The organism is Rudaea sp. (assembly GCF_047601565.1).
GTDB lineage: Bacteria > Pseudomonadota > Gammaproteobacteria > Xanthomonadales > Rhodanobacteraceae > Rudaea.
The window spans coordinates 910973-930530 of the sequence record NZ_JASGIY010000001.1 but is presented as its reverse complement, the minus strand read 5'-3'; the positions used below and the strand labels follow the sequence as shown (position 1 = coordinate 930530).

Here is a 19558-nt window from a genome sequence, read left to right as displayed (position 1 = left end):
CTCCCTCCGGGAGAAGGTGGCGCGAAGCGCCGGATGAGGGAAGGTCCTGGCCGATTGGTCATGTCCTCGAAGTTGAAAACACCTTTCCCTCACCCGCCGCGCTACGCGCGCCGACCTCTCCCGGCGGGAGAGGTGAAGATGATTTCCTCTCACGTACCACCAGCGATCCCCATGTCTTCACTCACTCCCCGCGAAATCGTCAACGAACTCGACCGCTACATCATTGGGCAGAACGCGGCCAAGCGCGCGGTCGCGATCGCGCTGCGCAACCGCTGGCGGCGCATGCAGCTCGAACCGGCACTGCGCAACGAAGTCACGCCGAAGAACATCTTGATGATCGGGCCGACCGGCGTCGGCAAAACCGAAATAGCGCGTCGGCTCGCGGCGCTTGCCAACGCCCCTTTCATCAAGGTCGAGGCGACCAAGTTCACCGAAGTGGGCTACGTCGGCAAGGATGTCGAACAGATCATCCGCGATCTTGCCGACGCGGCCGTAAAGATGGCGCGCGAGGCGGCGAAGGACCAGGTGCGCTCGCAGGCCGAGGATCGCGCCGAGGAGCGCATCCTCGACGCGCTGATCCCGCGCCGCGCCTCGAGCTGGGACCAGCCGCCGCCCGAGTCGCTCGACACCGACACGCGCCAGAAGCTGCGCAAGCAGTTGCGCGAGGGCGCGCTCGAGGAGCGCGAGATCGAGATCGAGACGCAGGTCAACGTCGGCGTCGAGATCATGGCGCCGCCGGGCATGGAGGAAATGACCAATCAGCTGCGCGGCATGTTCTCGCAGATGGCCGGCAACAAGACGCAGAAGCGCAAGCTCGCGATCAAGGCCGCGCGCCCGCTGCTCGTCGAAGAAGAAGCGGCGCAACTCGTCAACGACGAGGAAATCAAGCAGCAGGCGCTGGAGTCGGCCGAGCAGAACGGCATCGTTTTCATCGACGAGATCGACAAGGTCGCGCAGCGCGGCGAATGGGGCGGCGCGGGCGTGAGCCGCGAAGGCGTGCAGCGCGACCTGCTGCCGCTGGTCGAAGGCTCGACCGTATCGACCAAGCACGGCCTGGTCAAGACCGACCACATTCTTTTCATCGCCTCGGGCGCGTTTTCGCTGGCCAAACCGTCGGACCTGATTCCCGAATTGCAGGGCCGCTTCCCGATCCGCGTCGAACTCTCTGCGCTGTCGGCGGGCGACTTCGAGCGCATCCTGCGCGAGCCGCACAGCGCGTTGACCAAGCAGTACAGCGCGCTGCTCGCGACCGAGAACGTCAAGCTCGATTTCAGCGACGATGGCGTGCGTCGCCTTGCCGAAATCGCGTTCCAGGTCAATGAACGCACCGAGAACATCGGCGCGCGCCGGCTGCACACGGTTTTGGAGCGGCTGCTCGATACGATATCCTATGAAGCTCCCGACCACGGCGGACGGAGCTTCGCCGTCGATGCGAAGTACGTCGACGAGCATCTGGCCGCACTGGTGCAGGACCAGGATTTGAGCCGGTATATCCTGTAGCTCCGGCTCGTCATTCCCGCGAAAGCGGGAATGACGGCAAGAAAGCATATTTATAAAAATATAGAAATGGCAACCATCAACCACCACCGCGAAGGCGGCAACAACGTCCTCCAGTTCCGCGGTCGCGGCGCGCGCGCGCAGATGCGCGAGGCGCTCGACGCGCGCGTGCCCGTGCGCGTGCTGCGCGAGAAGATCTCGGTCGGCTGGACGCACGGCTACGTGATCGGCATGTCGGCCGAGTTCGCGCTGATCGCGGAAGTCTCCGACGCGATGCGCTTCGACGGCTTTCTCGCGATCGCTTTGTCCGACGTCAGCCATGTCGAGGAAGACCCGGGCCGCGAGTTCGTCGAGCGCGCGCTCAAGCTCAACGAGGAGACGATTCCGTCGTTTCCGCAAATCGACCTCGCCGACTGGCAGACGATCGCCGAGTCGGCTTCGAAGGAAACCCCGCTGATCTCGCTGAACATGCTCGACGAGGAGACCGGCGAGGTCAGCTACGTCGGCCGCCTCACTGGCGCCGAGCCCGACGCGCTGCTGCTGCAGGAAGTCGACCCGAACGCGAACTGGTATCCCGACACGGGCGCCTACGAGTTCCTCGCGATCGGCTCGATCGCGTTCGGTACCGCCTACATGCTGCTGCTCGCGCGCATCGCCGGCGTGCCGCCGATTCCGCTGCCGCCCGAGGCGCTGCCGGCGTCATAAAAGCCGGGGACGGCGAATCGAAGTCCCCGTCCCCTCAGCCTTTGCTCTTTTCCCGCTGCTCCGCGATGCGCTTTTCGAGGTAGTGGATGTTCTGGCCGCCGCGCTGGAAGCCGCCGTCGGCCATGATGCGCTGCTGCAGCGGGATGTTGGTCTTCACGCCGTCGATGACAAGTTCGCCGAGCGCCACGCGCATGCGCGCGATCGCGGTCTCGCGGTCGCGGCCGTGCGCGATCAGCTTGCCGATCATCGAATCGTAGTTCGGCGGAATCCGGTAGCCGTCGTAGATGTGCGTGTCCATGCGCACGCCGGGGCCGCCGGCGGCGAGAAAGCGCTTCACCATGCCGGGCGAAGGCATGAACGTCTCCGGATCCTCGGCGTTGATGCGGCACTCGATAGCGTGGCCGCCGATCTCGACGTCGCTCTGCTTGATCGACAGCTTCTCGCCGGCCGCGATCAGAAGCTGTTCGCGCACGAGATCGACGCCGGTGATCATTTCGGTGACCGGATGCTCGACCTGGATGCGGGTGTTCATCTCGATGAAGTAGAAGCGGCCGTTCTCGTAGAGGAACTCGAACGTACCCGCGCCGCGGTAGCCGATGCGGATGCAGGCCTCGACGCAGACGCGGCCGATTTCCTCGCGCTGCACCGCGGTGATGCCCGGTGCGGGTGCTTCCTCGACCACTTTCTGGTGACGGCGCTGCATCGAGCAGTCGCGCTCGCCGAGATGGATCGCGTTGCCCTGGCCGTCGGCGAGCACCTGGATCTCCACGTGGCGCGGATTCTCCAGGAATTTCTCCATGTAGACCTGATCGTTGTTGAACGCGGCTTTGGCTTCGGATTTGGTCAGCGTGATGGCATTGTTGAGATGCGCTTCGGTGTGCACCACGCGCATGCCGCGCCCGCCGCCGCCGCCCGCGGCCTTGATGATGACCGGGTAGCCGATCTCGCGCGCGATCTTCGCGTTGGTCGTTGCGTCGTCGCCGAGCGGGCCGCCCGAACCGGGCACGCACGGCACGCCGGCGGACTTCATCGCCTTGATGGCTTCGACCTTGTCGCCCATCAGGCGGATCACGTCCGCGGTCGGGCCGATGAAGACGAAGCCGGATTGTTCGACGCGCTCGGCGAAGTCGGCGTTCTCGGACAGGAAGCCGTAACCCGGATGGATCGCCTGCGCGTCGGTCACTTCGGCCGCAGCAATGATGGCCGGCGTCGACAGGTAACTTTCCGCCGCGGGCGCGGGGCCTATGCAGACCGACTCGTCGGCCATGCCGACGTGTTTCAAATTGCGATCGACCGTGGAATGCACGGCCACGGTCTTGATGCCGAGCGTGGCGCAGGCGCGCAGGATGCGCAGCGCGATTTCGCCGCGGTTGGCGATGACGACTTTGTCGAGCATGGGGCGCGCGTCAGCCGATCACGAACAGCGGTTCGTCGAACTCGACTGGCTGGCCGCTCGTGGCGAGCACCGCCAGCACCGTGCCGGCCGCGTCGGCCTCGATCTGGTTGAACATCTTCATCGCCTCGATGATGCCGAGCGTATCGCCGACCTTGACCGTCTGGCCCACTTTGACGAACGGTGGCGCCTCGGGACTGGCTGATGCGTAGAACGTGCCCACCATCGGCGAGCGCAGGACGTGGCCCGGTGGCAGCTCTTTGCCGCCCGCAACCGGCGTCGCAGCCGGCGTGCTCACGGCGGGCGCGGAGATCGGCGCGGGTGCGGCGGCGGGAACCTGGACGTGGGTCGCCGGTGCAGCGACGGAACCCTTCGGCACGCGCGACAGGCGCACCGACTCCTCGCCTTCCTTGATTTCGAGCTCGGCGAGGTTGGATTCCTCGAGGATGTCGATCAGTTTTTTTATCTTGCGCAAATCCATATATAAACCTGCTTCTGGTTCCGATTATCTTTGCTTCTGCTTTTCGCCGGCGTTGCCAGAATCGAGTCGTTGCATCGCAGCCGCCAGTGCCAGCCCATAGCCGACCGGCCCCAGTCCGCAGATCACGCCGACGGCGATATCGGAAAGATAACTCTGGCGCCGGAACGCCTCGCGCGCATGAACGTTCGACAGGTGCACTTCGATGAACGGGATCGCCACCGCGGCGAACGCATCGCGCAGGGCGATGCTGGTATGGGTGAACGCACCGGGGTTGATCAGGATGAACGCCGTGCCGTCCGCGCGCGCGCGTTGCACGCGCTCGACCAACTCGTGCTCGGCGTTGGACTGGAAGGATTCCAATTCATGTCCGGCGGCCTTGGCACGTGCGGCCAGGTCGGCGTTGATCTCGTCCAGCGTCGCGCGCCCGTAGATCTCCGGCTCGCGCGTGCCGAGCAGGTTCAGGTTGGGGCCGTGCAGGACGAGGATTTTCGCCACGTTAAAAGCAAGTCCGGCGGGCCGGCGGCCCGTTCAAGGCGCGGAAGTCTGCGCCGTCGATGCCGGCTTGTCCAGTGCGATGTGCTCAAATTCGGCGAAGATGGCCGATGTTGGAGGAAAAGCAGGGCGAAAGGCAGGGATAAGGGGCAAGGAAGGGGGTGCCGTCATTCTCCCCCTACAAATGGGGTTCCAGCCACGCGCTCAGGCTGGCTTCGGTGAAATAGCCGGCGCGCCGGGCGAGGATCTTGCCGTCGCGGCCGATCAGCACGCTATAGGGCAGCACGCTCCTGGTATCGCCGAAACGCAGGCTCGCGTCTTCGTCTTCGTCGCCGCCGAGCAGGATCGGATAGCGCACCGGGGAATCCTTGAGAAACTCGCGCACCGCCTCGGCATCGTCGATTGCGACGCCGACCACGCGCAGGCCGCGACCGGCGAGTTTCTCGGAGCTGGCGTCGAGCAGCGGCATTTCCTCGCGACAGGGCCCGCACCAGCTCGCCCAGAAGTTCAGCAGTACGAGTTGGCCGTCGAACTCGGACAGGCGGCGCGGCTTGCCGTCGAGGTCGACCAGTTCGAGGTCGGCGCGTTGGTCGCCGATCTGGAGCACGCGTACGCCGGGAGGCACCGGCTTTTCGGCGAAACCGCCCATCCATGTCGACGCGAGCAGGCCGAGCAACGCGCCGAGGATCGCCACCGCGACGATGGCGAGATGGGAGCGGTCGAGCGTCATTGTCTGCCTTCCAGCGCCGATTCGACGATGCCCTGGGTCAGCACCGTCGGTAGAGGACGGCCTTCTTCGCCCTTGCGGAACACGACGTAGAGCGGCACGCCGACCGAGTGGAATCGCGCGAGGAACGCCTCGATGTCGCGATCGGGATTGGTCCAGTCCGCCACCATGAGCGTGGTGTCGGTGCGCTTGAGCAGTTCGCGGAACGCGTCGGTGTACAGCACGGCGCGTTCGTTGACCTTGCAGGTCGTGCACCAGTCCGCGCCGACGTCGACGAACACCGCCTTGCCGTCCTTGCGCAATTCATCGAGCCTGGACGGACTGAATGCCACTTGTCCGGAAACTTCCGTGGCCGCCGCGGCAGTACGTTTGAGCCGGGAGATCGCGTAGAGCGGCGGTAGCGCGAGCAGCAGCGCGATTAGCGCGAACACACGTCCCGTGCCGCTGCCGTAGCGGCTGCGTTCGAACCACCACAGCGCGAGCGCGAGCGCGATCACGCCAACGAGCACGAGACCGATCGCATCGACGCCGCGCTGGTTGCCGAGCACCCAGACCAGCCACGCTGCCGTCAGGTACATCGGAAACGCGAGCAGTTGCTTGAGCGTTTCCATCCACGCACCGGGCTTCGGCAGCAGGCGGCCGAGCGCCGGCGCGAAGCCGATCGCCAGAAACGGCAGCGCAAGACCCAGGCCGAGCGCGACGAAGACGAGGAACGCGGTCGACGTCGAACTCGCGAAGGCGAACGCGAGCGCCGTGCCCATGAACGGCGCCGTGCACGGACTCGCCACGACCACGGCGAGCACGCCGGTGAAGAAGTCGCCCGCCGGCCCCGAACGCGCGGCGAGGCCCTGTCCCGCGTTCGTCAGGCCGGCGCCGAACTGCACGACGCCCGACAGCGACAGGCCGATCGCGACGATCACGTAGACCAGAACGGCGACGATCAGCGGATGCTGCAACTGGTAGCCCCAACCGTAGGCGAGGCCCGCGCGCCGCAGCGCGATCACGGCGAGGCCGACCGCGGCGAACGAAAGCAGCACGCCGGCGGTGTACCAGAGCACGTGCCGGCGCGCCTTCCGCGGCGACTCGCCGCCTTCGAGGATGGCGATCGCCTTGAGCGAGAGCACCGGCAGCACGCACGGCATCAGGTTGAGGATCAGGCCGCCGAGCAGCGCGCCGAATAGCGCTGTGAGCAACGAGCCCGAAGCCGCCGCATCGGGTCGCGGCTGCTGCTGGGCGGTGTCCACGCCGCCGCCGCCCGGGCCCGCGGGCAGGGCGACGTCGAGACTGCGCATCGTCGGCGGATAGCAGACGCTGCCTTCGAGGCAGCCCTGGAACGTCGAAGTCAGATGCAGCGACTGGCCCGCGGCGAGGTTCGACACGGCGATCGGCACGTCGACCTGGTCGAAATACACCGTGGTCTGGCCGAAGCTCGCATCCTCGTGCAGCCTGCCCTCGGGCCAGTGCGGCGCACCCAGCGTGGCGTTGTCCGCGTGGAACGACGTCTTGTCGCGGTAGAGATAATAGCCTTTCGGCATCGTGAAGCGCACGAGCACTTCGCCGGGATTCGTCGCGATGGCTTCGAACACGTAGGCCTTGTCGACCGGCAGCGCCTCGCCGTCGAGCAACGTGCCGGCGGATGCGCTGCTCCTCAACAGATCGTCGCCTTCCGCCATTGCCGGCGGCAGCGCAACCGCGAGTTTCACCGTATGCGGCGGATAGCAGATTTTCGGATCGACCTCGTGGCAGCCCTGATAGCGCATCGCGAGCGTCACCTGAGCCGCGTCGGCCGGCACGGTCAACGTCTGCGTCGAGGAGAAGTCCTTGTGGTAGACCTCGACGTCGCCGAGGAACTCGTCGTGCTTCTTCTCGCCTGCGGGCAGCGCGTGCGCGCCGAGCGCGACGTCGGCGCTCGTCACCTTGATGCGGTCGCGGTAGAGGTAGTAGTGCTCGGCGAGCTTCCAGTCGAGCCGCACGGTTGCCCGGTCCAGCGCCGTGGCCTCGACGGCAAAGGCCTTTTCCACCGGCAACAGATCGTCGGCGTCGGCGCCGCGCGCGGCGTGCGGCGCGAGCAGGCAGGCGAGGGCGGCAAGGGCAACCAGGCGGTACGGGAATGTCATCGGCGGATTGTCGCAGAGTTGCAGTCGGCAGACAGCGAAGACCGGTCATGACCGTCCACGCTTGCACGGCTGCCGCGGCGCGACCGCATCATGCCTCGTAGCGATATTGCCGCATCCATTTCGTCGCGATCCATTTCTCGCCCTTGAGCACGAGCGCGCCGCCGTGCAGCGTCGCCGGATCGACCTCGCCGCGGCTGTTGCAGTATTCGAAGTACACCGCCGCGCCCTTCTTCGGACCGACGGCGAGGTTAAGCCTGGGAAATACGGTCGCGCCGCCGTCCTCGACGTCGTTGAGATAGAGGATGAGGCTCGCCACGCGCTGGCCGCCCTGCGCGAGATGCGGCGCGCTGCCCGCATCGCCGGGCGGGAAATAGTCGTAGTGCGGCGTGTACTCGCCGCCGGTGCGGTAGTGCAGGATCTGCAGGCCCTCGCCGTTTTCGAGCGGCCGGTTCATCAGCGCGGCGATGCGGCGATCGAGACGCGCGATGAATGCGTCGGCCTCGAGCGGGAACCAGGTGCCCTCGCTCGAGCGTCCGGCGATCACCTCGGCGCTGCCGCGCTCGCGGTCGACGATGGTCGAGCGCACCAGCTTCTGCGCCGACCGGCGCACGAGCTCGTCGCACTCCTGCGCGTCGAGCACGTTGTCGAGGAAGGCGACGGTCGGCCGCTCGATGCGCAGCACGACGCGCACGTCGCGGTCCGGCAAGCGGATCAGGTTGCCCGCGGGCAGGCGCGACGCTTCGTGCGCGTAACCCGTGCCCGGCGCCGCGGCATTGCCGCCGGCGAGTTCGAACAGCGCGGCCTGCGCCGTCTGCGTGTCGAAGCCGGCGCGCAGCATATCCGCGATCATCGTCCGCGCATCGCAGCCGCGCGCGAGGTTGTGCGCGATCCACTCGCGCCACTCCACCGGTATCCGGGTTGCCGCATTCATTGCATGCGCCTGCGTTTTTTGTCGAGGATGCGTCGAGTTTAACGGCAGGACAGGGCGGCCGGAAAACGCATACGCAAGCGAATTGATGCGGCGCGACGTGCGCGCATGAAGAATTTGTAATTCAATGCGCGCCACACAAAGCCCTGAGGCTTGTGGGGGAGGGTAGCCCGTCGCGAGCAATCGCGGCGGGCTTTTTATTTGCTTCGGGCCATTCCTCGTCGCTGCAGGCCGGCTGCGTCGTTCGCACCGCCCTGTGGCATCGATCTTGCGTCACGGACGCGGTTTGCCGAACATGCACGCCCCGTTTGCGCCGTGCCGATCCATGCCCGAGGCGATTTTCTCCAGCCGCGAATTCGTCGCCGATCGCTACGCGCGCCTGCTCGCGCGTTGCCGCGAAGCGAACGTCGTGCTGCACGACGATGCCGGCGTGGACGAGCGCGTGCGCCGCGTGCTGCTCGCGAGCGACTTCGCCTGGGAGAGTTTCCGCAAGGAGCCCGAACTGCTCTGCGCCGACGGCCTGCTGCTGATGGCCAATCCGCATCACGCCGACACGCGGCCGCTCGCGCTCGACGCGGCGCTCGACGAAACCGAGGCGCTGCGCGCGCTGCGCCGTTACCGCCGCCGCGAGGCGGTGCGGTTGATCTGGCGTGACGTCAACGGTCTCGACGGCGTCGAGCAGACGTTGGCCGGTTCGACCGCGCTCGCCGAATCCTGCCTCGCCGCGGCGCACGATTTCGGCGAACGCGCGCTGATCCACCGCCACGGCGTACCTCGCGCACGCAACGGCGCGCCGCAGCGCCTCGTCGTCATCGGCATGGGCAAGCTCGGCGGCGCGGATTTGAACTTCTCGTCCGACATCGACCTCATCCTCGCCTTCGACGAGAACGGCGAAACCGATGGCGTGCGGCCGCTTGCCAACGAAACGTTCTTCGCGCGGCTCGGGCAGATCCTGGTCAAGCTGCTTGCCGAGATCACGGTCGACGGCTACGTCTACCGCGTCGACCTGCGCCTGCGTCCGTTCGGCAGCGCCGGCCGCGTCGCGCTCTCGTTCGCGGCGATGGAACAGTACTACCAGCGCGAAGGCCGCGATTGGGAACGCTACGCTTGGATCAAGGCGCGACCGGTCGCGGGCGATCTGCGCGCCGGCAAGCACCTGATCGAAGCGCTGCGTCCGTTCGTCTACCGGCGTTATCTCGACTACACCGCGTTCGCCGGCCTGCGCGAGATGAAGGCGTTGATCGACGCCGAGGTCGCGCGCAACGATCTCGCGGACAATCTCAAGCTCGGCCCCGGTGGCATCCGCGAGATCGAGTTCATCGTGCAGTTGTTGCAGTTGATCCGCGGCGGACGCGAACCCGCATTGCGCGAACGCGGCCTGCTGCCTTCGCTTGCCGCCTGCGAACAGCTCGGCGTGATCGCGACCGACCGCGCCCGGCGCCTGCGTGCCGCCTACCGGCTGTTGCGCAAGATCGAGAATCGCGTGCAGATGTTCCGCGACGAGCAAACGCATGTGCTGCCCGACGAAATCGAGGCGCGCCTGCGCATCGTGCAGGCGCTCGGCTACGCCAACCTCGCGGCGCTGGACGACGAACTGGCGCAGGCACGCGCCGACGTCGGCGCGATCTTCGCCGAAGTGATGGCGCCGCTGCAGGTCGATGCGCGGCCCGCCGCCTTGGCGGCGGAGAGCTACGTGCAGCGCGTCGCCGGGAACGGCGCCGACGCCACGATGTTGCGTGCGCTCGGTTACGGCGATGCCGAACCGCTGCATGCCAAGGTCGTCGCGCTCGTGCAGGCTGCGCGCACCATGTCCGCGCGCGGCCATGCGCGCCTCGACGCGCTGCTGCCGGTGCTGCTCGACGAGGCCGCGCGCAGCGTGCAGCCGGACGTGTGCCTGGATCGCCTGCTGCGCCTGCTGCACGGCGTGATCCGCCGCTCCGCGTATCTCGCCCTGCTCGAGGAACAGGCCGGCGCGCGCCGCCGCCTCGTCGCGCTGTTCGCCGACAGCGCGCTGCTCGCCGAGCGCGTCATCGCGCATCCGCTGCTGCTCGACGACCTGCTCGACGTGCGCCTCGAGACGCAGGCGCCGAGCCACGAAGAACTGGTCGCGCAATTGCGCCGCCACCTGGCCAACGTGGCCGACGACGACCCCGAAGCGCGCCTGGTCGTGCTGCAGGAGGAGAAGAACAGCGCCGCGTTCCGCGTCGGCCTCGCCTACCGCGGCGGCCATCTCGGCGCGGCGGCGACGGCGCGCGGTTTGTCGAACACCGCGGAATTCGTCGTCGCCGAACTGCTCGCGATGGCCACGCGCGAGATGCGGCGCCAGCACGGCCGCCTCGGCGACGGCGACGATCTCGGCGTGATCGGCTACGGCAGCCTCGGTGGCGCCGAACTCGGCTTCGGTTCCGACCTCGACCTCGTCTTCGTCTACGACGAGAAGTTCGCACAGGTCGAAAGCGACGGTGCGCGCCCGCTCGACGGCATGCGCTACTACGCACGCATCGCCCAGCGCATCGTCAACTGGCTCGGCGTACAGACCCATGCGGGGCGCCTCTACGAGGTGGACGTGCGCTTGCGCCCCGATGGCGGCAAGGGCCTGCTCGTGACCGGCATCAAAGCGTTCGCCGACTACCAGTGCGAGCGCGCCTGGGTCTGGGAGCAGCAGGCGCTCGTGCGCGCGCGCCCGCTCGCGGGCGGCGCAGCGACGCTCGCGCGTTTCGCCGGCGTGCGTGCGGCCACGCTCGCGCAGGCGCGCGACGCGCGCGAGGTGATCGCCCAGGTCGCCGGCATGCGCGAACGCTGGCGCGTCGAGCGCGATCGTTCGACGCCGGAACGGTTCGACCTGAAACAGGGGCAGGGCGCGCTGCTCGATATCGAATTCTTGCTGCAGGCGCTCGTGCTGGTCCACGCGCACGAACACGCCGCGCTGCTGCGCAGCGGCAACACCGCGACGCTGATCGCGCTCGCGCGCCAGTCCGGCCTGTTCGACCGCAGCCAGTCGCGCACGCTCGCCGACGCGCACGCAACCCTGCTCGCGCGTTCGCTTTCGTGCACGCTCGACGCACGCCCGCGCCTGGTCGAGCGCGATGCGGAATTGCTGCGGCATGCGCGTGGTGTCACCGACATCGCCGCGCAATTCGGCCTGAAGTTCGCTTAGCTTCCCTTCTCCCGGCGGGAGAAGGTGCCCGAAGGGCGGATGAGGGGAAAGCCTCACAAGCTACGCCAAGCTTTCAGTTCTGGTGGCGCTCTTCCCTCATCCGGCGCTTCGCGCCACCTTCTCCCGGCGAGAGAAGGGAAGCAGAGCAATCAGCGATCGAGCGCGACGGCGATGTCGGGCCGCGTGGCCTCGATGCGGTGCCGGATCTTGCTGGCGACCGTGGCGAGTTCGCGCAGCGGCGGCGGTTGCCGCACATCGGCGGGTTCCGCGCCGATATCGTGCAGCCAACCCTGGTCGACCAGTTCGGCATGGAATGCCGCGAGCTTGGCGGGCGGATTCGCCGGCAGCGAGGTGAACACCGGCGCGCCGGTCGCGCAGGCTTCGCTGAGCATGTTGACCGAGTCGGGGGTGACGACGATGCGGTCGGCGACGGCGAGATAGCCCGGATACGGATTCGCGCCGTCGGCCTCGCCGCCCCAGAAACAGGTGGTGCCGTTCTTGAAGGCGGCGCGCAGGCGCTCGCGCCATTGCGGTGGCGTGCGCCGCGAGGTCGTGATCAGCATCGAACCGCCGTCGCGCTCGCGCCAGCGTTCGAGCCGTGCGATGAGCGCCGCGAGCCAGGCCTCGTCCATGTCCAGTCCGTGCCGCAGGCCGCCGACGAGCAGCGCCGTGCGCGGCCGCGGCAATTGCTGCAATGTGGAAAATTCCACTTTCGCATCCGCGAGCCAGGCGTCGTCGACCGGGTTGAGCGAGCCCATCGTCTGCACGACGTTGTCGCCGTCGAGGCCGTCGTGGCGTGGCGCGACGACGACGTCGAAATGCGCGGGGTCGATGCGCGGATCGAGAATCTGCACGGCGAACGTAGCACCGCCGCTGGCCTCGCGTAGCGCGCGCACGATCACGGCCGCGTGGCGGCCGCAGCCGATCGCGAGTGCGGGCCATGGCGAAGACAGCGTCTTCCACTGCCAGCGCAGGATCGACAGACTGGCGCCGCGCACGAACCCCGGTCCGATCCAGCGCCATGGCGCGCGCAGCGCGATGCGCAGCATGCGCGGCGACACGCGCAGGCCGAGCGCAAGCGACAGCGCCTGGCGCTCGTTGCCGGCCGCCCCGTCGGTGACGACGACGGTGCCTGCGGCGCGTCCCGGGCGATGGAGCGGTTCCTGTTTCACGCGGCGATTGTACGTTTGATATGCCTCACTGTCCTATCCGCGGCGGCAATCGGGAGTGTCGAGCTTCGCTATACTGCGCCCGTCTCGTCGCCGGGGCGGGGCGGTCCGAATCGTCGCGCGCCGCTCATCGAATAGCGGTTCGTTCGCCGGTCCGTCGCCGTAGTTCCGACACCCACCCAAGAGGATCTCCCATGAAACGCCTGGCTTTCGCCGTCGCACTGTTCGCCACCCTGCCTGCCTTTGCCGCCGATGGCGCGAAAGCGCCCGCCGCGGCCGCCACCGGCATCGTCCGCTACGATATCGATGCCGGCCACAGCAGCGTGATCTTCAGCTGGAACCATATCGGCTTCAGCAATCCGAGCGCGCGCTTCGACAAGATCGAAGGCAGCGTGCTGCTCGATGCGGCCGATCTGACCAAGTCTTCCGTCGCCGTCAGCTTGCCGCTCGAAGGGCTCGACAGCGGCATCGCCAAGCTCGACGAGCACCTGAAGAGCCCCGACTTCCTCGACGCGGCCAAGTACCCGACGATCACGTTCAAGAGCACCAAGATCGAGAAGATCGGCGAGAACGGCCTCAAGATCACCGGCGACCTCAGCGTGCACGGCGTGACCAAACCGGTGACGCTCGACGCCAGGGTCAACAAGATCGGCCTGTTCGAAATGGGGCCGTTCAAGGCTCAGGCGGCGGGCTTCGACGCGACGACGACGATCAAGCGCTCGGACTTCGGCGTGACCAAGTACGTGCCTGCCGTGAGCGACGAGATTCCCGTGCGCATCACACTCGACGCGAAGCAGCCGAAATAGCCGGGAAGGAAAAACGGCGGGCGGGGAGTCGTTCGATCCCGCCCGTTGCGCGCGCAGCGGAACGCAATCTCAGCCGTTCTTCACGCCTTGCGACTTGAGTGCTTCGAGGCCGGCGAGATTGAGGCCGCCGAGCGCGCTCTTGAGCGCGTCGATGTTCGCCACGTGCGAACCCTTGACGTTGACGATGAAGCGGTCGCCGAGCACGACCGTGTATTCGCCGTCGCCGGACTGGTTCCATTGTTCGTGGACGAGGCGGCCGTCCTGATGGTAAGTCTTCTCGTAGCCGTGGTCGGTCTGCTCTTCGTTTTCCATCGCGCCGAAGCCGGCCAGCGCCATGAAGCCCTTGGCGCTGCCCGAATCGGTGACGGTCAGTTCGTAGCTCGGGCCATTGCCCGAGCCGTAGCGCGCTTCCGCGATCGACACCTGCATGCCGAGCGGCGCCTGCTTCTGCACCGAGAGGCTGGTGCGCGGCAGGCCGGCGAGCGTCTCGGGCACGAACGGCTTGAGCGCGTCGGGCGCGAGCGCCTCGACCTGCGAGCCGCCGCCGAGCACCGCGCCGAGCATCTGCCCGGCCGCCGCGGCCTGCGCATTGGCGTCGCCGGACTTCTGCGCCGCCTCCATCTTCTTGCTCGCCGCCTCGGCCTGCTGGCCGATCGCGGCGAGCGTGCCGAGCGCGCTGTTCTTGTCGGGAGTGTAGGTCGACGACGTGTTCAGGCCGCCGCTCATCGCGCCCGTCATCGCGCCGCTGAAACCGGTGACGCTCGCGAGCACGGCGCCGAGGACCAACGACAGCACGAAGCCGATGATGATCGTCGCGGCCGCGTAGCCGCCCGCTTTCTCCTGCGGACACTTCATCGTGTGCGGTAGGCCCAGGTAGAGCAGGTAGATGCCGTAGATCGCGGCCGCGAGCCCGGCGAGGGAGCCGAGCAGCCCGAGCAGTCCGAGCACGCTGACGACCCATGCCGGCGTATAGGCGTAGGCGAACGACTTGAGCGCCTGCACCTGGTTCTTTTCGCCGCCGAACGTGGGCGCGAGCGCGTCGATGATGAGCATCATCAGGTAACACACGGCGAGCGAGACGATGTAGACCACGATCATCTGGGTGATGCCCGTGCCGATGCCCATGCGGATCGATCCGCCGACGATCGGAATCGAGATGCCGATGATGCTCAGCTTGAGGAACTGCACCACCGCCGGTATCGCGGCGAGGATGACGATGTAATTCGTGAAGATGCCGGGCACCGTGTCCGGCTCGGCCGCGATCACCGGCCATTCGGTCTTCGGCGTGAGCAGGATGTTCTTGACGCGCGCGATCAGCTTGTTGAAGTCCATTGCGGTGTTCCCCCAATCGATAGTGGCGACCAGCGCATCATACCCATTCTTCGGGTTGCCGAAATGTCGTCTTGCACAATCCCGTGGCGCGAATTGCGTCACGGTTCTGCGTGCGGCGCGAACCTTGCTAGAATCCGTTCCCTCGCCGCCTCGCGGCATCGCCCATGTGGAAATCGCGCCATGACTGCCGCCGCCGTCGCTCCGTCGAATCCCGCCACGGCCAAGGCAATTCCGGCCAACGCCCAGAACCGTTACGAGGTCACGGCCGCCGACCTGCCGCTGTCCTGCCCGATGCCGGGCATGTCGCTGTGGAACTCGCATCCCAAGGTCTACCTGCCGGTCGAGGCCGAGGGCAGCGCGAAGTGTCCGTACTGCGGCGCGGTCTACACGCTCAAGTCGTGACGCCGGCCTGCCGCGCGCCGCGATGCCCGCGCGTCCGCTGACCGTCGTGCAACTGCTGCCTGCGCTCGCCGCGGGCGGCGTCGAACGTTCGACCCTGGAAATCGGTGCGGCGCTCGCCGCGGCCGGGCATCGCTCGATCGCGGTCTCGGCCGGCGGCCGGCTCGTGGAAAAGTTCGTCGCGCAAGGCAGCGAGCATGTCGCGCTCGACATCGGCCGCAAGTCGCCGGCGACGTTGCGGCATGTCCGCACGCTTCGCCGCCTGTTCGCCGAACTGAAGCCGGATATCGTCCATGCGCGCTCGCGCCTGCCTGCGTGGATCGGCTGGCATGCGCTGCGCGGAATGCGCGGCGCACGGCCGCATTTCGTCACCACGGTGCACGGCCTCAATTCGCCGGGGCGGTACAGCGCGATCCTCACGCGCGGCGAGCGCGTGATCTGCGTGTCGAACACGCTGCGCGAGTACGTGCTGCGGCACTACCCGCGGCTCGAGCCCGCACGCATCGCGGTGATCCCGCGCGGCATCGATCCGGCCGAGTTCCCGCGCGGCCATCGTGCGGACGAGGCTTGGCGCACGCGCTTCTTCGCCGACTTTCCGCAACTCGCCGGCGGCAGGCTGCTGACGCTGCCCGGTCGCGGCACGCGCCTCAAGGGCCATCGCGACGCGGTCGAATTGCTCGCGGCGCTGCGCGCGCGTGACCTCGACGCGCGCCTGCTGCTGCTCGGTGCGCGCGAGGCGGGGCGTGAAAAGTACCTAGAGGAAGTCGAAGCGCTCGCGCGCGAACGCGGCGTGTTCGATCGTCTCGCGATCACGCCGCCGCGCGGCGACGTGCGCGAGGTCTACGCGATTTCGGATCTGGTGCTGCAGTTGTCGACGCAGCCCGAGTCCTTCGGGCGTACCGTGGTCGAGGCGCTGTCGCTCGGCCGGCCCGTGCTCGGCTGGGCGCATGGCGGCGTCGGCGAACTGCTCGCCGAGCTGTATCCGCGCGGCGGCGTGGCATTCGGCGAGTTCAACGCGCTGCGCGAACGCGCCATCGAGTTTCTGAGTGCGCCGCCACCCGTCGCGCCGCTGGAAAAATACCGGCTCGCGGACATGCAGGCGGCGACGCTGGCGCTGTATGCCCGGGTTGCCGCACGAGACCCCCTCTTCTCCGATGGCTCCAGCGTCGGGGGAGGTGATTGCGGCGAGGGGGGCTCTTGATCTCCGACGACAAGTACCAGGGTACCCCCTCGCCCAACCGGGGGAGAGCGCTTCGGCAAACATGGCCCGCACTGCTCTTCGTCGCCGTGCTCGTGCTGCTGCCGCTCGGCGTCGGCGCCGCGACGGTGGCGGTCGCGGCGTGCGCGATCGCGGCGCTGATCCGCGCATGGCGTGAACGGCGAACGCTGGCGACCCATCCGGGCGTGTGTCTCGCACTCGCCCTGTTCGCCTGCTATTGGCTGCCCGCGTTCATCTCGGCATTCGATTCGATCACGCCCGGCAAGTCGTGGAGCACGACCGCCGGGTTGCTGCGTTTCCTGCCGTTTGCGCTTTTCGCCTGTCTCGCCTTGCGCGAGGCGAGCCCGTGGCCGCGCGTCACGTTCGCGATCGGCGCGATCCTCGCGCTGTGGCTGCTCGACGCCTGGGTGCAGGCGCTCACGGGCTACGGCGTCGCCGGCAAATCCGATCCGGAACGGCTGTCGGGCATCTTCGGCGCGGGCAACCTCAAACTCGGGCCGGTGCTTGCGGTGCTGTCGCCGTTCGTGCTGGCGGCGGCGCGCGCGCGCTTAGGCCGCGCGGGCTTTCTCGCCGCGTTCGTGTTCGCGCTCGTGCCGATCCTGCTTGCGGGCGAGCGTGCGGGCTGGCTGATGTATGCGCTGGTCGTGCTCGCCTTCCTCCGGCGCGAGGCGCCCTCGCCGCTGCGCTTCGCCGGATGGAGCGCGGCCGCGCTCGCGCTAGCGGCCGTGCCCGCGCTCGTCGCCTTGCATGTTTCGCCGGCGTTCGATGCGCGCGTCGATCGCTCGCTGCGCGCGTTGCAGGGCAGCGAGGCCGCGGTCGACTACGCCAGTTCAGGGCGCAGCATGCACATCTGGCCGACCGCACTGCGCATGATCGAGGCGCATCCCGTCAACGGCGTCGGCGTGCGCGCGTTCCGCTACGCCTATGCGCAATACGCCGGCGCGGGCGATACGTTCGCGAGCGCCGCCGATCCCGACGAAGGCGCGCTGCACGCGCACCAGATCGTGCTCGAAGTGCTGAGCGAAACCGGTACGATCGGACTCGCGTTCTGGATCGCCGGCGTCGCCTTCGCCGTTCGCGCCTGGCGCCGCGCCGACGCGGCCGCGCGCGCGCGCGCCTTCGCGCCCGCGCTCGCGCTCGCGGCGATGACGTTTCCGCTCGATACGCACCTTGCGTTCTATTCGGCATGGTGGGGGCTGGTGTTCTGGTGGCTGCTCGCGCTGTATTGCGCTGCGTTGAACGCGAACGGCTCGCGCTCGTGAGGCGGTCCTAACCTGCGGTTAACCCATGGTTGCCGCTGTCATGGCATTGTCGCAATCCTGTCATGATCGCCCGCACCGCCCTTTCCGCGCCGACCCCGAGCCGGCGCGACGTCCTCCGCACCGGCGCCGGCATCGCCGCCTGCGTGACGCTGATCGTCGTGCTCGTCGCATGCTACGGCTACGGCAGCGGCGCGACGCCGCTTGCGCCGGGCGATCTCGCCTGCGTCGCCGCGCTCAACGCGCTGCCGGTCGTCGCGCTTGGCGCGCTGCTGCTCGCGCTGACGCGCCGCCTGCTCCTGAGCAGCTGGCTCGCGCTGCTGCCGCTGACGGCGCTGTACGCCGCGAACGCGGCCAAGGTCGCACAGTTGCAAACGCCGCTGCTGCCAGCCGACTTCCGCATCCTCGGCAACCTCGCACCGGTGGTTCGCCTGTTCAGCCAGTATCTCCACGTCGGCGTGCCGGTGCTCGCGCTGGTCGCGGCGCTGGCTGGCGTGACCGTCCTGCTCGTGCGCGAACGCCGCGTGCTGCGCATGACGCCGGCGCTGCGCATCGGCATCGGCGCCTGCGCGCTGCTGACGGCGGCGACGCTGTTCTCGGGCGCGTCGCCGTGGCGCAAGCTGTTCGACGCCGAGCGCTTCGGATTCACGCCGTGGTCGCTTTCCCAGAGCGTCGGCCGCGCCGGACTGGTCGGCAGCCTGCTGCTGTACCACTGGGAGGTGGGCAGCGGCGACGTGCCGCCGGCCGACGAGGCGGCGGCGATCGCGCTGCTGCAGGAACACGCGCCGGCCATCCAGGCGCGTCTCGCAGCGATGGGGGTGGCGAACGACCTGCCCGACATCGTCGTCGTGCAAAGCGAATCGCTGTTCGATCCCGCGCGCCTCAACGACGTCGCGACTGGCCGCTGGCTGCGCGAGCTGTACCGGCTGCGCGAGCATGCGACCGGCGGCGACCTGAGCGTGCCGACCTTCGGCGGCGGCACGATCCGCACCGAGTTCGAGGTGTTGACGGGCGCGCCGCTCGCGAGCCTCGGCGGCGTGCAGTATCCGTGGGTCGAGATCGACCGCGCGCGCATGCCGGGGCTGGCCGCGACGCTCGCGCGGCACGGCTACCGCACCACGGCGATCCATCCGAACTCGGCCGCGTTCTGGAACCGCGGCCACGCCTATCCCGCGCTCGGTTTCGATCGTTTCGTCGACGAAAGCGCGTTCGCGCCCGAGCGCATCGTCGGCCTGTTCGAGTCCGATGCGGCGCTGACCGACCGCATCCTCGCCGAGCTTGCCGACGACGGCGCGCCGCAGTTCGTCTTTGCGATCAGCATGGAAGCGCACGGTCCGTTCGACTGGCGGCCCGGCCTCGATGCGCAGCGCCTCGCCGCGCTGCCCGTGCCCGAGCGTCTCGACGACGGCGGCAAGTACTGGTTCCGCAATTACCTGTACCTGATCGACGATGCCGACCGCGAACTCGGTCGCCTCGCCGATGCGCTCGCCAAGCGCGAGCGTCGCACGTTGTTGCTGTTCTACGGCGACCATCTGCCGGCGCTGCCGCCGGTGTATTTCCAGCTCGGCTTCGAGGACGGCCGAGCGCCCGAGGCGCAGCCGGTGCCATGGCTGCTGATCGACCCGGCCTCGCCGTATCCGCGCCATGTCGACACGCACAGCTGGATGCTGCCGGTACGGCTGCTCGCCGCCGCCGGCATCGACGACGACCCGTACTTCGCCGTGCTCGACGCGCTCGACGACGACCTGGACGGCGCCGACCCGCTCGACGACGATGCGCGCGCCGGCGTCGACGCGCTCGCGCGACTGCACCTGCGCGGCGAACTGCCCGCCGTGATCGAGGATGCGCTCGGCGTGAGCCTGTCCGCTTCGGATTGA

At 68.1% G+C, this 19558-nt stretch carries 16 protein-coding genes; 8 read left to right on the top strand and 8 right to left on the bottom strand.

Going from position 1 to position 19558, the window contains the following annotated elements:
• The first annotated feature begins 171 nt into the window (after window positions 1–171).
• Together hslU and QM741_RS03925 are read left to right on the top strand one after the other, a co-directional pair.
• On the top strand, window positions 172–1500 hold the full coding sequence (gene hslU, locus QM741_RS03930; protein WP_415206436.1) for an ATP-dependent protease ATPase subunit HslU: 1329 nt from the start codon (window positions 172–174) through the stop codon (window positions 1498–1500).
• Between the two features lie 66 nt (window positions 1501–1566).
• Window positions 1567–2202 carry a hypothetical protein gene (locus QM741_RS03925; RefSeq protein WP_415206435.1) on the top strand — a complete coding sequence of 212 codons (636 nt, stop codon included), beginning with the start codon at window positions 1567–1569 and terminating at the stop codon, window positions 2200–2202.
• A 34-nt stretch (window positions 2203–2236) separates the two neighbouring features.
• Here QM741_RS03925 and accC read toward each other — a convergent pair whose 3' ends face one another.
• The 6 genes from accC to QM741_RS03895 all read right to left on the bottom strand — a co-directional run bounded on the left by accC (window position 2237) and on the right by QM741_RS03895 (window position 8343).
• The gene (accC, locus tag QM741_RS03920; protein ID WP_415206434.1) at window positions 2237–3598 is read right to left on the bottom strand and encodes an acetyl-CoA carboxylase biotin carboxylase subunit; all 1362 of its coding nucleotides are present in this window, start codon (window positions 3596–3598) and stop codon (window positions 2237–2239) included.
• A gap of 10 nt (window positions 3599–3608) precedes the next feature.
• Entirely contained in the window at window positions 3609–4076 is a 468-nt protein-coding gene (accB, locus tag QM741_RS03915; protein ID WP_415206433.1) for an acetyl-CoA carboxylase biotin carboxyl carrier protein, read from the bottom strand.
• Window positions 4077–4100: 24 nt separating this feature from the next.
• Complete coding sequence (gene aroQ / locus QM741_RS03910; protein WP_415206432.1) at window positions 4101–4571, bottom strand: type II 3-dehydroquinate dehydratase; 471 nt, start codon at window positions 4569–4571, stop codon at window positions 4101–4103.
• 175 nt (window positions 4572–4746) lie between these two features.
• On the bottom strand, window positions 4747–5298 hold the full coding sequence (locus QM741_RS03905) for a TlpA family protein disulfide reductase (protein WP_415206431.1): 552 nt from the start codon (window positions 5296–5298) through the stop codon (window positions 4747–4749).
• The gene (locus QM741_RS03900) at window positions 5295–7412 is read right to left on the bottom strand and encodes a protein-disulfide reductase DsbD family protein (protein WP_415206430.1); all 2118 of its coding nucleotides are present in this window, start codon (window positions 7410–7412) and stop codon (window positions 5295–5297) included. The genes QM741_RS03905 and QM741_RS03900 overlap by 4 nt, the downstream gene beginning before the upstream one ends.
• A gap of 88 nt (window positions 7413–7500) precedes the next feature.
• Window positions 7501–8343 carry a 2OG-Fe(II) oxygenase gene (locus tag QM741_RS03895; protein ID WP_415206429.1) on the bottom strand — a complete coding sequence of 281 codons (843 nt, stop codon included), beginning with the start codon at window positions 8341–8343 and terminating at the stop codon, window positions 7501–7503.
• A 322-nt stretch (window positions 8344–8665) separates the two neighbouring features.
• On the opposite strand from QM741_RS03895, the gene glnE reads away from it, so the two are divergent.
• Window positions 8666–11497 (top strand): bifunctional [glutamate--ammonia ligase]-adenylyl-L-tyrosine phosphorylase/[glutamate--ammonia-ligase] adenylyltransferase, encoded by a 2832-nt coding sequence (glnE, locus tag QM741_RS03890; protein ID WP_415206428.1) that lies wholly within the window; start codon window positions 8666–8668, stop codon window positions 11495–11497.
• 149 nt (window positions 11498–11646) lie between these two features.
• Here glnE and QM741_RS03885 read toward each other — a convergent pair whose 3' ends face one another.
• Window positions 11647–12669, bottom strand: a complete 1023-nt coding sequence (locus QM741_RS03885) for a mitochondrial fission ELM1 family protein (protein ID WP_415206427.1) — start codon at window positions 12667–12669, stop codon at window positions 11647–11649.
• Window positions 12670–12860: 191 nt separating this feature from the next.
• On the opposite strand from QM741_RS03885, the gene QM741_RS03880 reads away from it, so the two are divergent.
• Complete coding sequence (locus tag QM741_RS03880; RefSeq protein WP_415206426.1) at window positions 12861–13472, top strand: YceI family protein; 612 nt, start codon at window positions 12861–12863, stop codon at window positions 13470–13472.
• A gap of 69 nt (window positions 13473–13541) precedes the next feature.
• Here the strand turns inward: QM741_RS03880 and QM741_RS03875 are convergent, their stop codons facing one another.
• A complete protein-coding gene (locus QM741_RS03875; RefSeq protein WP_415206425.1) occupies window positions 13542–14804 on the bottom strand; it encodes a Yip1 family protein in 1263 nt (420 codons plus the stop codon).
• A 180-nt stretch (window positions 14805–14984) separates the two neighbouring features.
• Here QM741_RS03875 and QM741_RS03870 point away from each other — a divergent pair, with 180 nt between their 5' ends.
• The 4 genes from QM741_RS03870 to QM741_RS03855 all read left to right on the top strand — a co-directional run bounded on the left by QM741_RS03870 (window position 14985) and on the right by QM741_RS03855 (window position 19558).
• Window positions 14985–15206, top strand: a complete 222-nt coding sequence (locus QM741_RS03870) for a zinc-finger domain-containing protein (RefSeq protein WP_415206424.1) — start codon at window positions 14985–14987, stop codon at window positions 15204–15206.
• A 22-nt stretch (window positions 15207–15228) separates the two neighbouring features.
• Window positions 15229–16404: a glycosyltransferase gene (locus tag QM741_RS03865; protein WP_415206423.1), complete on the top strand. Its 1176-nt coding sequence runs from the start codon at window positions 15229–15231 to the stop codon at window positions 16402–16404.
• 86 nt (window positions 16405–16490) lie between these two features.
• The gene (locus QM741_RS03860; RefSeq protein ID WP_415206422.1) at window positions 16491–17684 is read left to right on the top strand and encodes an O-antigen ligase family protein; all 1194 of its coding nucleotides are present in this window, start codon (window positions 16491–16493) and stop codon (window positions 17682–17684) included.
• 62 nt (window positions 17685–17746) lie between these two features.
• Window positions 17747–19558, top strand: coding sequence for an LTA synthase family protein (locus tag QM741_RS03855; protein ID WP_415206421.1), 1812 nt, complete (start codon window positions 17747–17749; stop codon window positions 19556–19558).

Bases quoted from the DNA above. Each gene is read 5' to 3' on its own strand.
- QM741_RS03865 (WP_415206423.1), top strand. From the start codon at position 15,229: ATGCCCGCGCGTCCGCTGACCGTCGTGCAACTGCTGCCTGCGCTCGCC.
- accB (WP_415206433.1), bottom strand. From the start codon at position 4,076: ATGGATTTGCGCAAGATAAAAAAACTGATCGACATCCTCGAGGAATCC.
- QM741_RS03895 (WP_415206429.1), bottom strand. From the start codon at position 8,343: ATGAATGCGGCAACCCGGATACCGGTGGAGTGGCGCGAGTGGATCGCG.
- QM741_RS03900 (WP_415206430.1), bottom strand. From the start codon at position 7,412: ATGACATTCCCGTACCGCCTGGTTGCCCTTGCCGCCCTCGCCTGCCTG.
- QM741_RS03880 (WP_415206426.1), top strand. From the start codon at position 12,861: ATGAAACGCCTGGCTTTCGCCGTCGCACTGTTCGCCACCCTGCCTGCC.
- QM741_RS03905 (WP_415206431.1), bottom strand. From the start codon at position 5,298: ATGACGCTCGACCGCTCCCATCTCGCCATCGTCGCGGTGGCGATCCTC.
- accC (WP_415206434.1), bottom strand. From the start codon at position 3,598: ATGCTCGACAAAGTCGTCATCGCCAACCGCGGCGAAATCGCGCTGCGC.
- hslU (WP_415206436.1), top strand. From the start codon at position 172: ATGTCTTCACTCACTCCCCGCGAAATCGTCAACGAACTCGACCGCTAC.
- QM741_RS03870 (WP_415206424.1), top strand. From the start codon at position 14,985: ATGACTGCCGCCGCCGTCGCTCCGTCGAATCCCGCCACGGCCAAGGCA.
- QM741_RS03875 (WP_415206425.1), bottom strand. From the start codon at position 14,804: ATGGACTTCAACAAGCTGATCGCGCGCGTCAAGAACATCCTGCTCACG.
- QM741_RS03925 (WP_415206435.1), top strand. From the start codon at position 1,567: ATGGCAACCATCAACCACCACCGCGAAGGCGGCAACAACGTCCTCCAG.
- glnE (WP_415206428.1), top strand. From the start codon at position 8,666: ATGCCCGAGGCGATTTTCTCCAGCCGCGAATTCGTCGCCGATCGCTAC.
- QM741_RS03855 (WP_415206421.1), top strand. From the start codon at position 17,747: ATGATCGCCCGCACCGCCCTTTCCGCGCCGACCCCGAGCCGGCGCGAC.